The following is a 13,393-nucleotide window of genomic DNA, read 5'->3' as shown; positions in this document are numbered from 1 at the left end:
CGCTACTTGCCATAATAAAAAGTATGGCAAATATCTCACAGCTTGCAGGTTTAAAATTAAGAATCTGATGCCGAAAACGACAACAAAACTCTCTATAAGTAATTACTCAATGATCTTTCTAGATAATTCTCGACCAATGGTTATCCCATTGCACACCGCTTGCGAAGGTATTTTTTGACTCTTCAGGCCTTTGCTCTACCACTTTTCCCGCCCCAGAGCTGACTCGGAACTCATCGCCATAGACCACAACACCAGAGGCATCTGGTAACGCACTTAGCTCGACCAATTTGCCCGTAGATTTAGACCATATACCATAACAACTGCCCGGAGGCGAAGTGGCTAAGATCCATTCATCGGTTGCTGCAATACTCGCAACGTAGTGATTGAAACGCGCCCACTCTTCAGGCTCAGCTTGAAGATCTTGCATTTCACCACCACGCGTGTGCATGGCGATCAAGGCTGGATACTCGTCCGGCTCACCACGATATTGCTGACCACAAAGCACGGTTTCCGCACCATCATGAGCTAAATGGCGAATACTCAACTTATGTTCCGGTAAAGACACTTGATCCAGTAGCTCACCCTTCTGTGAAAGGTAACTCAGGCTGGGTTTCATGCTATCAAGATTGAGAGGTTCACGACCGTTAGTGTTTACGCCACCGACGCCAATCGCTAGTGCGCCATCAGGCATCATGATCACTTCATGAGGACCAAGGCCAAAACCCGTTAACTCATCAATCTTTTGATATTGCTTCTGCACATCATAAACACCAATGATCCCGCGGCTTGTCCCCCTCTCCCCTTCTGTGGCAAATAGCAACGTGCCGTCATGGGAGTAAACACCATGTCCGTAAAAATGACGATTTGGCGTTGCTAGTTGCAGTTTGATCATCTGCTCTGAGCGATAATCAAACACCATGAAGAAAGTACCAGGTCGACGACCAAAAACTACGGCGTGGCCTTGTTGGTTGGTTGCTACACCGTGACCACGCTCAGGAATCGGCAATGAAGATAGCGGCATACCATGCTCATCCGCCACCACCGCTGCGAATTTATCTCGACCAATGATAGAACAGCCGATCAACGCAGGTTCACGTGAGCTTGTTGAAGCACAACCAAATGGCATCATAGGTATAGCCGCCCCGAATAGAGCGGCTTTCAGCAAGGTTCGGCGGGTTTGATCAGTCACCATCGGTTGCATTAAATCCTATAACTACGCCAAGCTCGATCGCCACTTCTTCGTGAATCAGGTACTTCAATTGCTCTAGCTTGTTGTATTGAGCGAGCACCATGCGATAACCTTCTTTTGTTTGTAGTGCAGCAAACAAGCTCTTATCCTCTGGCCAAGTTTCTAACGCCATTTCAAACTGATGAACGACACGGTCTGCGAGATCTGCATGGCCTTGCTCTCTAAGTAGCGCATCTAGACCATTCCCGTTAGCAAAGTACAACGCTTCCATCCCTTGAAGGTTGGCTTTTAAGTTTGAAAGCGAGGTCTCTGAACGCCACGATTCTGAGAAATACGGGCGAGGCTTACCAATCTTCGCTAGCGGTCGGCTCAACTTCTTCATGCTGTATTCAAGCTGATTCGAGAGCAGTGAAATGTACTCAGACTCCCATTCCGTCATCTCTAGCGATTTCCAAGGGTTCTCTGCCCAAGAATCCGCGATGATCTGCGCTTTGTTATCGAGGTTTTCTGCAATCGCTACGCCTGTCACACAAGTATTGCTGTTGCTAGATAAGGTCGACGCTTTATCGTAAAGCAGCCATTCCAGAGCCCCTAAACCTTGCACGGTGACACTTTGGGTGGAGATATCTTCTGCACTCCAAGCTTGATCAGATTTCGTCAATACAGACATTTTACGACCAGTAGTGTTCTTTTTATCTGGCCAAAACTGAACATTCCAGCTTTGCTCCAGCGCCGTAGCAGGGCCACGTTCTTGACCTTGTAATGCCATCCACGCAAGCATAGTTTGATGCCATTGCTGTTTTACTTGTGCATCATCTTTCGACTCTGATGCGCAGTAATCTGCGAAGCGTTGTTCAAGTTCTGTGGTTTGCGCTAAAAACGTCTGAGCTGATTGAAACTCCACCTCGTACACGCTTTGAGAAATATGACTTGTACTCTCAGGCTTGGCAGAGCTCGAACCGATAGTCGATTGGCAACCAACCAAACTTAACGTTGCGGCAATCGCACTCACTAACAGTGTCTTTTTCATGGTTAGGTCCTTATAGAGAGTTCAGAAACGCAATGAGAGCATCACGTTCTTTTTTGTTCAGAGCTAAAACATTTTGTTTCGCCGTTTCAGCTTCGCCGCCGTGCCACAACACCGCTTCCATCAGGTTACGAGCTCGACCATCATGTAAGAAGTAAGTATGTCCGTTTACTTCTTCGGTATAACCAATACCCCATAGAGGTGCCGTTCGCCATTCACGGCCGTTTGCTAAGTATTCCGGACGGTTATCGGCTAAGCCTTCACCCATGTCATGCAAAAGCATGTCGGTGTATGGGTGGATAAGCTGCTCAGAAAGCGCTGGTAACTCTGGTCGTTTCGCCGTTTTGACACTGGTTTTATGGCAGCTTTCACAACCAGACGTAGCAAAGATTTGCTGACCAAGTTTCACGTTAGGGTCATTGACATTACGGCGAATAGGTACAGCTAAGTGCTGGCTGTAAAACTCAACGAAATCGAGAATATTTTCACTCACTTCTGGTTTGCCGCCATTTGGCATGTCGTCACAAATGCTTTGTTTCGAGGTACAGTTTTCATATGGGAATAAATGGCTCGTAAGACCCACATCACCATTAAATGCTGCTGCATTTTGCTGCATTAGCGTCGGTTGTCCTGCTTTCCAGCCAAAACGACCAATCGAGAAATTGTCCCTCTCAATATCCCACACTTTATTTACTTTGCCTGAGATACCGTCTTTGTCGGCATCTTGTTCATCAGCCCAAGCAAGTAGCGTTTCGTCGGGAATACTCTCTAACAAACCAAGGCCGATCATTGGCGGTGCCACGCGTGCTGAGAACTCGGTATCAGGGTGCATATCGCCGTAACCCAGATCGGTAATGTTCAAATGAGGTTTTCTTAGCGTCACCGTCGTACCGTCTTTAAATTTCACTGGGACATCGGTGTAAGTGATTTCGATTTTGCCTTCTGGCGTTTGATCTTGCAGAGCGAAATCTTGAAGCTGACCACCATAAGTCGGCTCAGGTATGCCACCGTCTTTGATGTAGGCTTTCTTTTGTTCTGGCGTCATCGCAGGAATGCTTAAGCGCACTAACATAGACACGGCATGTAAATCATCTTTCTCTGGCGGATGACCACGACCGTCTTTGATGTGACAGTTCTGACAACCATTGGTGTTAAAAAGCGGACCTAGGCCATCACGAGCGTCTGTTGACGCTGGCGCTTGTACCCAAGGGTTGCGGAAAAAGCTGTTACCCACACTAAAATCTAGGCGTTTGCTCATCGGCAGGTTGGCAGCAGGAAGAGAATAGGCATTCGCGCCATCTTTTTTAACACTGGTTTTGCCACCAGACTTAACATCGTAAGCCATGGCAGAAGAAGAAAGGATCGCGGCTAGCGCAGAAATTAGGTATGGCTTCATATCATTGCTCTACATAGACAACAAGGGTGATAACAACGAGCTCAAACGTCAAAAGGGCTCACAAAGAGCCCTTATTTATTATGGTTTTCTTATTAAAACTCGTGGTCAGCAGTATCAGGGCTTAGGCTGTCGATGCCGACAATGCTTGCCGCGCGCTCAATCGCACCGGTTTGTGCTACCAACGACATGATGGTGTCGTTTACTAGCGCGTTGCCTTGTGCGTTACCCGCTGCAATAAGTTGGTCAAAGTGCTGGTTGTTCTTCTCTGCAGAAGTCACTAGCTCACCAACTTGGCTACGTGTTGTATCAAACTGCTTTTGAATGTCGGTCGCGGCTTTCTTATCTTTTTGAGCAACAAGGTCAGCGATACTTGGACCAGATAGCTCTTTGCCGTTTACACCTTTGTATGTGCCTGTGTAAACGTTGTAGATGCCTTGCTCATTGTAGTAGTGAGAGTTGTGCGTGTTGTCTGAGAAACAATCGTGCTCGTCTTCAGTTGAGTTCGCTTCTAGTGCCACCTTCATGCGCTCACCCGCTAGCTCACCTAGAGAAAGAGAGCCCATGCCGAATAGCATCTTGCGTAGACCATTGTCAGCAGATTCGTTTAGTAGCTCTTCACGGTAGTTGCCTTTCACTTCAGCAGACCACTGCTTTTCCATCCACTCAAGGTCTTGAACCAGTAGATCAGCGGCCGCTTTTAGGTACTCACCACGACGGTCACAATGGCCATTCGTACACTCAGAACCCACAACGAAATCAGTGTAAGCGCGTTGACCTGCACCCGCGTTAGTACCGTTTAGGTCTTGACCCCAAAGTAAGAATTCAATCGCGTGGTAACCTGATGCAACGTTTGCCTCAGAACCACCTACTTCGTTTAAATCTGCTAGTAATTCTGGCGTAATTTTTGAAACGTCCAGTTTAGAAGCACCGATCTGTAGGCTAGTGTTCGCGATGATGTTGGCAGCCGCACCTTCGTTACCCAATTCGTATTGGTAATCAGCTGCTACGTAGTCAATCAGACCTTCATCAAGTGGCCATGCGTTCAGCTGACCTTCCCAATCATCAACAATCGCGTTACCAAAACGGAAAACTTCAGACTGTTGGTAAGGCACGCGAGAATCTAGCCAAGCTTGTTTTACTTCTTCAAGCTTTTTCGCTGATGGTGATTTTAGAAATTCGTCGATTTTTACGTCAAGCGCCTTCGCTGTTGTTACTGAATCAGCAAACACAGCATGGGCAACGTCCGCGTAATGTTCGACTACTTGTTGTTTAGTTACTGTGGCAGCAACGGTAGAACCACAGGCAATGAGGAGTGATGCAGCAATAGATTGGACTAAAACTTTTTTTGCATTCATCTGAAGCATCCTTGTTGAGCTTTTCAATTATCGTATTGGTAGTGCTAATTATTCTTATTTGCACTTTAGTCTCGAGATAATACAAATTTACAATTTATTTGCAACTCCAGATACAAAAAAACCTCATAAAAATGAGGTTTTTCACAGGCTTTATTGTCAGTTTTATCTTTAGGATTAAACCTTTAGGTCATGTTTTCCGTGAGAGACTTTTGCCTTCAGATAATTTTCGTTGCCATCTTTGATATGTGCAGAGGTATTGACAACCTCGCCAATTTCAATTCCGTACTCAGATAACTCACGAATTTTCTTAGGGTTGTTCGTCACGAGGCGGATCTTATTCACGCCTAAAGCTTCTAGCATTTGTGCTGCTTCTGTGAAATCACGCAGGTCATCATCAAAGCCCAAATGGTTGTTAGCTTCGTACGTGTTCATGCCCTGGCTTTGTAAGCGGTATGCATCGATCTTATTGTACAAACCAATACCACGACCTTCCTGACGGAGATACAGGATGATACCACCGGACTCGCCCATGCGATTGATCGTCTCTTCTAGTTGCTCACCACAGTCACAGCGTGAAGAGTGGAACACATCGCCTGTCAAACACTCAGAGTGCATACGAACTAAAGGCATGTCCTGAGTTTGGTCCGCTTGTTTAAAGATAATAGCAACATGCTCTTTGTCTGTCTTCAGACCATGGAAAGACAGAATTTCGGCATCAATGTTACTTTTTGCCCCGACTTTAAAATCTACTCTGGCACGTACTTCCGCCATATCTATACTCACTCGATTTATTGCTTGATGCGCTTGATGCGTTTTCGTTATTGCATTCATGGGATTTACTCGTTGCTCTTCAACTATGGGGACTGATACCGCATTTTGCAATATAGAGATCACAATTGAGGGCAGTTATCCACTCAAGACAGCAAAAGAGAACCACTCTCCAACTGAACAATTGTTATATTATAACAATTTAAAAAAACTACAATAAAAAACCCCAGACAAATTTTGTCTGGGGTTTCAAGAAGGTCGTTTGGTCTATCTTTTAATGGGTCTGACTGCGCTTCCAAACGGCGAGTTCAATCCAAACTGCTTCGAGTTCTTGGATTTCCTCGTCGGTCAACACGGCGAGCGTTGAAGTAACTTGAGGCAGGTTCGGTGATTGCAATGCACGAATCTGCGAATAGAAGTCTTTTTTAAGTTGTAATATAACTGAATCCACTGCGTGCACCTATTTCGTTCTTTTATTACTTATCCAGCTCAAAATTTTTATTTTCTTTATACTGGAAACTTCATAAATTCGGAAAAATGATAACATTCTGCTTGTTAAGTGCACAATTTATTTTTAATAGTGGAATAACGGTCACATTAATTACGCTTCACCATTCGGATCGAATATAAGACAAAAAAGATCAAAAATAGCACAGGAAAGATCCACAACAGCGCCGTGGAATAATTTAATGGTGGTTGATACAGAACAATATTCCCATAACGAGCAACTAGATAGTCCTTTATTTCTTGATCTGAGCTGCCTTCATTGGCCATCGTATACACTTTCAACCTCAGGTCTTTAGCCGCTTGTGCATTAGACTCGACAAGGTTTTGGTTTTGACACTGCGGGCAGCGTAAGGTCTTGGCTAACGAGGTTGCACGCTGTTGCACTTCAACAGAATGAAATTCAAACAGATCAACATTCTGTTCTATATCCGCACTTCTCGTGAAAGGAGAAAATAGTATAAATAGGATTAAAGTGAGGAGAAGATTATTAAATCGAAACATTCAAGTATCCTGAAAATATATCGTTCCATTTATCTGCCGTTAGCTCCCCACGATATTTGATCAATATACGACCATTTTGATCAATCAAGTAAGTTTCCGGCGTTCCGATAACACCTAGCTCCACAGCAAGCTTTCCATTAGGGTCACTAATTACTTCAATATATGGATTTCGTTTAGAGCTCAAATATTCACGAGCGGCTTGTTTTTGATCTCTATAATTCAGCCCAATAATAGGCACACCGAGTTCTGCTAACTGCAATAACTCTTCATGCTCTCGTTTGCATACTCCGCACCAAGATGCCCAAACATTCAATAATTTATATCCGTCGCTTTTGAACAACTGCTCAGAAACCATGTCATCAGAGATCAGAGAAGTAGAGCGAAAATTAGGTGTCTCTAAATTTCGTTGTGGGGACAATTCAACATGTGGTCGCTCAGACAAAGCCACCGCAGTTACTACAGCAAACACGGCAACAGCCACAAACAGACCTGCGAGTTTAAGCGTATTTCTCGATCGCATTGATAGCCTCTCTCCTTTTCTTTAGGCCGGTTAATAGCGCACCAAACACAGCTAGTAGCCCGCCAGACCATATCCACCAAATACCTGCGCGGTACTGAACTTTAATCGCATAAGCATGAGTATCGACTTTGTCACCCAATGTCACGTAATAATCGCCATGCCATAGTGAACGAATCGCAGGCTCGGTCATATTCATCACTCGCACAGGGTAATGACGCTTTTGCGGGTTGAAATTGAGCATGCGGCCATCTTCCAAGTGCAAGGTGATCTGTCCTTGTTCCGCGGTGTAGTTTGGCCCCACCAGCCATTCGATACCATGATAATCGATAGTGATCCCCGCCCTTTGTTGAGAACTGCCGGGTTCGACACGTAAATTGTGTTCATATGAGTAGTGACTGTTGAATACAGCTCCACTCACCGCCAGCGCAAAACCGATATGTGCCATCACGATTGGCATGAGTTTGCGCTTATTGGAACAACGAAACAGCATAACGAGATGCGCCACAATCACCCAAGTAGCCAATATTATGGTTAGCAATACTTCGAAATGCAGTACGTTCACTGAGAACATAAACCCGATCCCAGAGACTATAGATAACGCAATACTAATCGCGATATCAGTGCTTCCACTCGGAACTGCGCCTTTTGTCCATTTCAGCACTGGCATGAATGCTAAGGCAATCAGAGCCAGTATGCTTAATGGAAAGGTCAGACTATTAAAGTAAGGTGCGCCAACCGAAATGTTCCCTAAGCCGAGCAGTTGATAAACCATCGGATAAAAAGTGCCAAGAAAAACGATGGCAGTCGCAATAACCAGCAGCCCTTTGGCGATATAAGCAGTGTAAGCTTGGCTCGCTAGAGATTGAAGTTTGAAACGAGGGAGTTGTTCTCCTCGCAAAATCAGTACGCCAAAAGTGATAATGACAAGCAAGCTCAATACACCAATCAGCACCAAACCTTTAGTTGGGTCCACCGCAAAAGCGTGCACTGAAGTCAGCACGCCAGAGCGCACCACGAATGTCCCTAAAGTGCTTAGGCTGAACGTAGCAAACGCCAGTGCATAGGTGCTCCAAATTGCGCCTCTGTTACGTGTTGCGACAACACCGCTGTGCAACAAAGCAGTACCAGTAAGCCAAGGGAGTAGAGAAGCGTTCTCCACAGGGTCCCAAAACCACCAGCCGCCCCACCCTAGCTCATTGTACGCCCACCATGATCCCACCAAGATACCCAACGTGAGCGTTCCCCATGCAAAAAACGCTGCGCTTCGAGCAACCACATACCAATCGCTCATCGGTTGTTTACCCAATAGCGCTGCTAATGCAAAAGCTAATATTGCTGCGTAACCGACATAACCGAGATAAAGCAATGGTGGATGAATGATAAGCCCAACATCTTGCAACATTGGGTTTAGATCTCGTCCTTCCGACGCCAATACTTGGGCATACTCGAACGGGTTAGAGGTCATTAACGTGAACCAAGCAAATGTCGCAATAAGAAGGTTCATGATTCCTAAACAGTCACAAGTATATTGGGCGTTGAGCGGTGACTTAAATGCAATAAACGACGCCCATAAACTCAAGGTGACGACCCAAAACAACATGGAGCCTTGGTGCCCGCCCCAAGCGGCAGCAATCTTGAATGCTACGGGAAGTTGACTGTTGGAATGCGTAACAACATATTCCAACGCGAAGTTGTCTTGCACGAAGCAGACGATCAGAAGTGCTAAACAAATGAAGGAAGCTAAGCTAATGATGTGGGACATCGCGACTTGATGCGGCAATGTCGCCTTCTTACTCATAGCACGACGTAGCCAATGCAGCAACGATGCACAAGTCGATGTTACAGCCACCAATATCAGTAAGAAGAACCCTAGCTCAGCTTCCATTTATCCCCCTTACACTACGGTCATTTGACCGGCATAGAGAATGAAAGTACGCAGCATAAGTACGCCAACCAAGCTCAACGTCGTGACCACAAAAACGTAACTGCCTTTGTGGCGCACTTCAGAAGGCGTCAACCAATTGAGAGTCAAAGGCGTAATCATGCCGATGAACACTACCCCAACCCAGAACCATTGAGCCCAGAATCCACTCGAAATTGCATTCCAAGCCGCGACTTCGTTCTGACCACCGCTGAAGATCAATCCAGTAAAGAAGGTCACTAAGACAAACAACTCAAACAACACTACTGGGCGTTCAAATCCGTGCACCCAAGATACACTTGGGCTGCTGGTCGACTCTTTAAACACCAAGATGCCGAACATCAAGCATGCCGCTGCGCCCGAGGACAAACTAGAGAACAGGAACAAGATTGGCAGTACTGGATTGTTTAGCATTGGATAAGTCTTCAACGCAGACAATAGAAAGCCAGTGTACGCTGCAAGTACGATGGCTAAGAAGCCCAAGAACAATTCAATGGCGTTGTTGGCTTTCCCCGCCTTAATCAAAATGCCATCGGCAAAATCCAGCAGTTTGCTTGGTAACTTCCCTTCACAGAAGCTGATGATTTGATGGCGGAAGATAACGCCAATCCAAACAAACAACACGATCATGTACACTTGGAACAAGATCACGCCCATCGACATCACAGACGTTGGGTTGTAGTAGATCATGATCTTCCAAAACTCTAAAGGCTTGGTTAAATGGAAAATCAAAATTACCAACCCAGCAATGATGCCAAATGGTGCGAGCCAAGCCATCGCTTTCATGATGCCGTTTTTTGCGGGATCACCTTCAATCACTTTGCGTTTTAAATAGATTGAAATCATCACCGTACCCGCTGACATCCCAGCAAGGAATAAGTAAATCGCGATGATCCAATCCCAGACTAACGAGTCAAAGTGGAATGCACTTTCGAAGCCGTTCATGATGACACCTCCCCTTTGCTATGCGGAATTTTGTACAGTTTAGGTTGCGTACCTAAATGCGATTTATCGCGATAGACAACATGGCTTTCGATAGCTTTGCTCACCTCGCTAGTTGGGTCATTCAAATCACCAAAGATGAGTGCTTTTGTTGGGCAAGATTCCACGCAAGCTGGCTGCTTACCTTGCGCTAGGTTGGTATCACGGCAGAAGTTACATTTATCCGCAGAGTGATCGGCTGGATTAAAGAAGCGCACTTGGTAAGGGCAAGCAGCAAGGCAATAACCACATCCGACACATTTCTCTTTGTGTACATCCACGATGCCTGTCGCTTCATCTTTGTATGCAGCGCCTGTTGGACAAACGTACACACATGGTGGGTTATCACAGTGCTGACAGGATTCGCGAGTAAACTGGTATTCCACATCTGGAAATTCGCCAATCGGTTCACTGCGATGAATTTTAAGTCGCGTTACGCCTTCAGGGACTTTATTTACTTCGCGACAAGCATCGGTACAAGCGGTACAGCCAATACAGGCATTTTCATCGTGAACCATACCCATGCGTTTCGCTTGTTCACTGTTGCTGGCATAAAGAGAGGAGCTAACAACGGAAGTGCCTGCAACGCCTGTAGTTAAAATCAACGCGCCGCTGCCGGCTAAAAAGTTTCTTCTCGAACATTTCATGCTATCTATCCTCTTCTTTGGCAAGTTCAGGTTCGACGGCAAATTCAGAGTGACAATCCACACACTGCTTGATCAGTTGTTTTCTGTCGTACGACAACGCTTTGGTTTTCGCTGCGTGTACATCGTGGCAATTTGAACAAGTGAGGTTTTTGGCGTGCACATCGTGCGTCCAGTGGCTCTCTCTCAGTTGTGTCGGTGCATGGCAATCCACACATTGGCTGTTGGCTTTAAGAATCATACTTGGATCAAGGAACACTTTGTCGTGTACCTCTTTCGATTGCGCGGCAGAAAACTTAATCACATCAGGTGCACCTTCACGATGGTCGGGACCAATGTTGCTATGGCAGTTAGTGCAATTAAGTTGCTTCCCTTGGCTGAGTAGAGCTTGCGAATCATGCGATAAGTTCAGAGTCTCTTTTGCATCCTTATGACATTGCAGGCACTTGTAGTCACGGTCACGGATCAACTCGACTTGATGACGCTCAGCTTGAGCACCTTCAATCGGCTCTGAAGAAGTCGCATGGGCGGCGATGGAGAAACCATAGATGGCAAAGACGAAGAGAAGTTTCAGCATTGTCTCTATGGTCAATTTTATATTGCCCATATTGTTCTTTCCTTAGCTCGATAATAATTGATAACTATTCTCAATTATTTATTTGAGCGACAATTAATTTCCTCTGAAGATATTTTTTAGATCTTCAAATGACATCAATTCTTATTTCGGAAAGCCACAACGCTAAACCTATATTTATAATACCTCTATTATTCATAAGGGGTAGAAACGCCTGCTCAAAAAGCGAACTAAATCACCCTATATTTAAAAAGGTTAAAAACTCAAAGCATTGCACAACAATGACTTAACAGCTACCACTTTAGAGGTATATAAATTCAAATATGACTGAGATCACTGGTGTAAATTGATCTAAAACAAGACAAGATTCACTCTCTATTTCATCTATCCAATTAAGCAATATTATTAATCGTAGATCTCCAGTTCTTATTTGGAATAGCTCCTCACAACGCTGCTAATAAAAACGAATATGGAGATAACACTGTGAGCATAAAACACTGGATGAGCGCACCTATTGCGGTTGCGACCTTATTCGCCAGCCAATTATTTTTGGTTGGCGCTCCGTTAGCGGCAGAAGAGAAGGATTTTATCGATCCTCGTAACGATGTCTTTGAACAGAACCACCCTGATCAATACCATTCTTGGAAAGCAACATCCGAAAGTGAGCACATAGAAGATGCTCTAAGTGAAGACCCAAACATGGTGATCTTATGGGCTGGCTACGGCTTCGCGAAAGACTACAACAAAGCGCGCGGTCACTTTTACGCACTTGATGATGTTCGCCAAACCTTACGTACCGGTTCACCAACCGACGAGAAGTCCGGGCCTATGCCAATGGCCTGTTGGAGCTGTAAAAGCCCAGACGTTGCTCGCGTGATTGATGAACGTGGTGAAGACGGTTATTTCGAAGGTAAATGGGCACGCTTAGGCTCAGAAATCGTCAACCCTATCGGTTGTTCCGATTGCCACAACACAGGCTCTGAAGCCTTCAAGAAAGGCGAACCTGCGCTAGCACTGACTCGCCCATACGTCGAGCGTGCTTTTGATACTATTGGTAAAAACTTTGATGAACAGTCTCGCCTAGATAAGCAAGCATCGGTCTGCGCTCAATGTCACGTTGAATACTACTTCACCGGCCCAACTAAAGCGGTTAAATTCCCATGGGATATGGGCACCACCGTTAATGACATGGAGAAATACTACGACGCGTTGAATTTCAAAGATTGGACGCATGCCGTATCTAAAGCGCCGATGCTAAAAGCGCAACATCCAGGTTTCGAAACTTGGAGAGCGGGTATTCATGGTAAAAACAAAGTGGTGTGTGTGGACTGCCACATGCCTAAAGTGACCAAAGAAGACGGTACGGTGTACACAGACCACAAAGTGGGTAACCCATTTGATCGTTTTGAAGACACCTGTGCGCAATGCCATACCCAAACTAAAGAGCAGCTACAAGGCATCGTTTCGACTCGCAAAGCGCAAGTATTGAACATGAAGCTAACCGCTGAGAAGCAAATCGTAGCGGCACACTTTGAAGCAGGCGCAGCGTGGAAAGCAGGTGCAACAGAAGCAGAGATGGAACCTATCCTACAAGATATTCGCCACGCACAATGGCGTTGGGACTACGCGATTGCTTCTCACGGTGTCCACATGCATGCTCCTGAGGTAGCACTAGAAGTACTTGGTACTGCAGTTGACCGCGCTGCTGACGCCCGTACCAAGTTGGTTCGCTTACTGGCAACCAAAGGCATTACTGACCCTGTTCAAATTCCAGATATCTCGACCAAAGCGAAAGCACAGCAAGCACTGGGCATGGATATGGATAAGATGAACGCAGACAAGAAACACTTCCTAGAAACGGTGGCACCAGAATGGGATAAAGCAGCAGCTGAACGCGAAGCCACATATTAGTCTAACTTGCAGAGGTTAGTTTATGACCCGTCCTGATATGGGTTGACACTTTTTAACTAAAACGCTCGATGTACTTCATCGGGCGTTTTGTATTTTAAA

At 45.6% G+C, this 13,393-nt stretch carries 13 protein-coding genes; 1 reads left to right on the top strand and 12 read right to left on the bottom strand.

The genetic code is table 11. The features are described 5' to 3' along the window. Positions 1-118: 118 nt before the first annotated feature. The 12 genes from R7127_RS13220 to nrfB all read right to left on the bottom strand — a co-directional run bounded on the left by R7127_RS13220 (position 119) and on the right by nrfB (position 11,416). Positions 119-1,201: a DUF1513 domain-containing protein gene (locus R7127_RS13220; protein WP_033905646.1), complete on the bottom strand. Its 1,083-nt coding sequence runs from the start codon at positions 1,199-1,201 to the stop codon at positions 119-121. Then, a complete protein-coding gene (locus R7127_RS13215; RefSeq protein ID WP_033905647.1) occupies positions 1,182-2,219 on the bottom strand; it encodes an imelysin family protein in 1,038 nt (345 codons plus the stop codon). Before R7127_RS13215 ends, R7127_RS13220 begins: the two co-directional genes overlap by 20 nt. Positions 2,220-2,229: 10 nt before the next feature. Then, entirely contained in the window at positions 2,230-3,612 is a 1,383-nt protein-coding gene (locus tag R7127_RS13210; protein WP_033905648.1) for a di-heme oxidoredictase family protein, read from the bottom strand. 92 nt (positions 3,613-3,704) lie between these two features. Next, positions 3,705-4,967 (bottom strand): imelysin family protein, encoded by a 1,263-nt coding sequence (locus R7127_RS13205; RefSeq protein WP_172563565.1) that lies wholly within the window; start codon positions 4,965-4,967, stop codon positions 3,705-3,707. A gap of 174 nt (positions 4,968-5,141) precedes the next feature. Continuing rightward, on the bottom strand, positions 5,142-5,738 hold the full coding sequence (locus R7127_RS13200; RefSeq protein ID WP_025767283.1) for a GTP cyclohydrolase II: 597 nt from the start codon (positions 5,736-5,738) through the stop codon (positions 5,142-5,144). A 271-nt stretch (positions 5,739-6,009) separates the two neighbouring features. Beyond that, positions 6,010-6,186 (bottom strand): hypothetical protein, encoded by a 177-nt coding sequence (locus R7127_RS13195; protein ID WP_020480909.1) that lies wholly within the window; start codon positions 6,184-6,186, stop codon positions 6,010-6,012. A 146-nt stretch (positions 6,187-6,332) separates the two neighbouring features. Next, positions 6,333-6,743 (bottom strand): heme lyase NrfEFG subunit NrfF, encoded by a 411-nt coding sequence (nrfF, locus tag R7127_RS13190; protein WP_025767282.1) that lies wholly within the window; start codon positions 6,741-6,743, stop codon positions 6,333-6,335. Further along, the gene (locus tag R7127_RS13185) at positions 6,730-7,263 is read right to left on the bottom strand and encodes a DsbE family thiol:disulfide interchange protein (RefSeq protein ID WP_172563564.1); all 534 of its coding nucleotides are present in this window, start codon (positions 7,261-7,263) and stop codon (positions 6,730-6,732) included. The genes nrfF and R7127_RS13185 overlap by 14 nt, the downstream gene beginning before the upstream one ends. Beyond that, on the bottom strand, positions 7,241-9,148 hold the full coding sequence (locus tag R7127_RS13180; protein ID WP_172563563.1) for a heme lyase CcmF/NrfE family subunit: 1,908 nt from the start codon (positions 9,146-9,148) through the stop codon (positions 7,241-7,243). Before R7127_RS13180 ends, R7127_RS13185 begins: the two co-directional genes overlap by 23 nt. 9 nt (positions 9,149-9,157) lie before the next feature. Further along, positions 9,158-10,129, bottom strand: coding sequence for a cytochrome c nitrite reductase subunit NrfD (gene nrfD / locus R7127_RS13175; RefSeq protein WP_203345913.1), 972 nt, complete (start codon positions 10,127-10,129; stop codon positions 9,158-9,160). Beyond that, complete coding sequence (nrfC, locus tag R7127_RS13170; RefSeq protein WP_033905654.1) at positions 10,126-10,812, bottom strand: cytochrome c nitrite reductase Fe-S protein; 687 nt, start codon at positions 10,810-10,812, stop codon at positions 10,126-10,128. Before nrfC ends, nrfD begins: the two co-directional genes overlap by 4 nt. 1 nt (position 10,813) lies before the next feature. Next, the gene (gene nrfB, locus R7127_RS13165; protein WP_047103261.1) at positions 10,814-11,416 is read right to left on the bottom strand and encodes a cytochrome c nitrite reductase pentaheme subunit; all 603 of its coding nucleotides are present in this window, start codon (positions 11,414-11,416) and stop codon (positions 10,814-10,816) included. Positions 11,417-11,866: 450 nt separating this feature from the next. Between nrfB and nrfA the strand changes: the two genes are divergently transcribed. Continuing rightward, a complete protein-coding gene (nrfA, locus tag R7127_RS13160; protein ID WP_206971310.1) occupies positions 11,867-13,294 on the top strand; it encodes an ammonia-forming nitrite reductase cytochrome c552 subunit in 1,428 nt (475 codons plus the stop codon). Positions 13,295-13,393 lie beyond the last annotated feature (99 nt).

Origin of the sequence: Vibrio sp. 1159 (assembly GCF_033340395.1) — a bacterium.
Classification (GTDB): Bacteria; Pseudomonadota; Gammaproteobacteria; order Enterobacterales; family Vibrionaceae; genus Vibrio; species Vibrio alginolyticus.
The sequence above is the reverse complement of the archived record's forward strand: the minus strand, read 5'-3'. Positions and strand labels throughout refer to the sequence as shown.

What these genes read in the sequence shown, in the direction of transcription:
- R7127_RS13220 (WP_033905646.1), bottom strand. Translation starts at nt 1,201, where the DNA reads ATGCAACCGATGGTGACTGATCAAACCCGCCGAACCTTGCTGAAAGCC.
- R7127_RS13215 (WP_033905647.1), bottom strand. Translation starts at nt 2,219, where the DNA reads ATGAAAAAGACACTGTTAGTGAGTGCGATTGCCGCAACGTTAAGTTTG.
- R7127_RS13210 (WP_033905648.1), bottom strand. Translation starts at nt 3,612, where the DNA reads ATGAAGCCATACCTAATTTCTGCGCTAGCCGCGATCCTTTCTTCTTCT.
- R7127_RS13205 (WP_172563565.1), bottom strand. Translation starts at nt 4,967, where the DNA reads ATGAATGCAAAAAAAGTTTTAGTCCAATCTATTGCTGCATCACTCCTC.
- R7127_RS13200 (WP_025767283.1), bottom strand. Translation starts at nt 5,738, where the DNA reads ATGGCGGAAGTACGTGCCAGAGTAGATTTTAAAGTCGGGGCAAAAAGT.
- nrfF (WP_025767282.1), bottom strand. Translation starts at nt 6,743, where the DNA reads ATGTTTCGATTTAATAATCTTCTCCTCACTTTAATCCTATTTATACTA.
- R7127_RS13185 (WP_172563564.1), bottom strand. Translation starts at nt 7,263, where the DNA reads ATGCGATCGAGAAATACGCTTAAACTCGCAGGTCTGTTTGTGGCTGTT.
- R7127_RS13180 (WP_172563563.1), bottom strand. Translation starts at nt 9,148, where the DNA reads ATGGAAGCTGAGCTAGGGTTCTTCTTACTGATATTGGTGGCTGTAACA.
- nrfD (WP_203345913.1), bottom strand. Translation starts at nt 10,129, where the DNA reads ATGAACGGCTTCGAAAGTGCATTCCACTTTGACTCGTTAGTCTGGGAT.
- nrfC (WP_033905654.1), bottom strand. Translation starts at nt 10,812, where the DNA reads ATGAAATGTTCGAGAAGAAACTTTTTAGCCGGCAGCGGCGCGTTGATT.
- nrfB (WP_047103261.1), bottom strand. Translation starts at nt 11,416, where the DNA reads ATGGGCAATATAAAATTGACCATAGAGACAATGCTGAAACTTCTCTTC.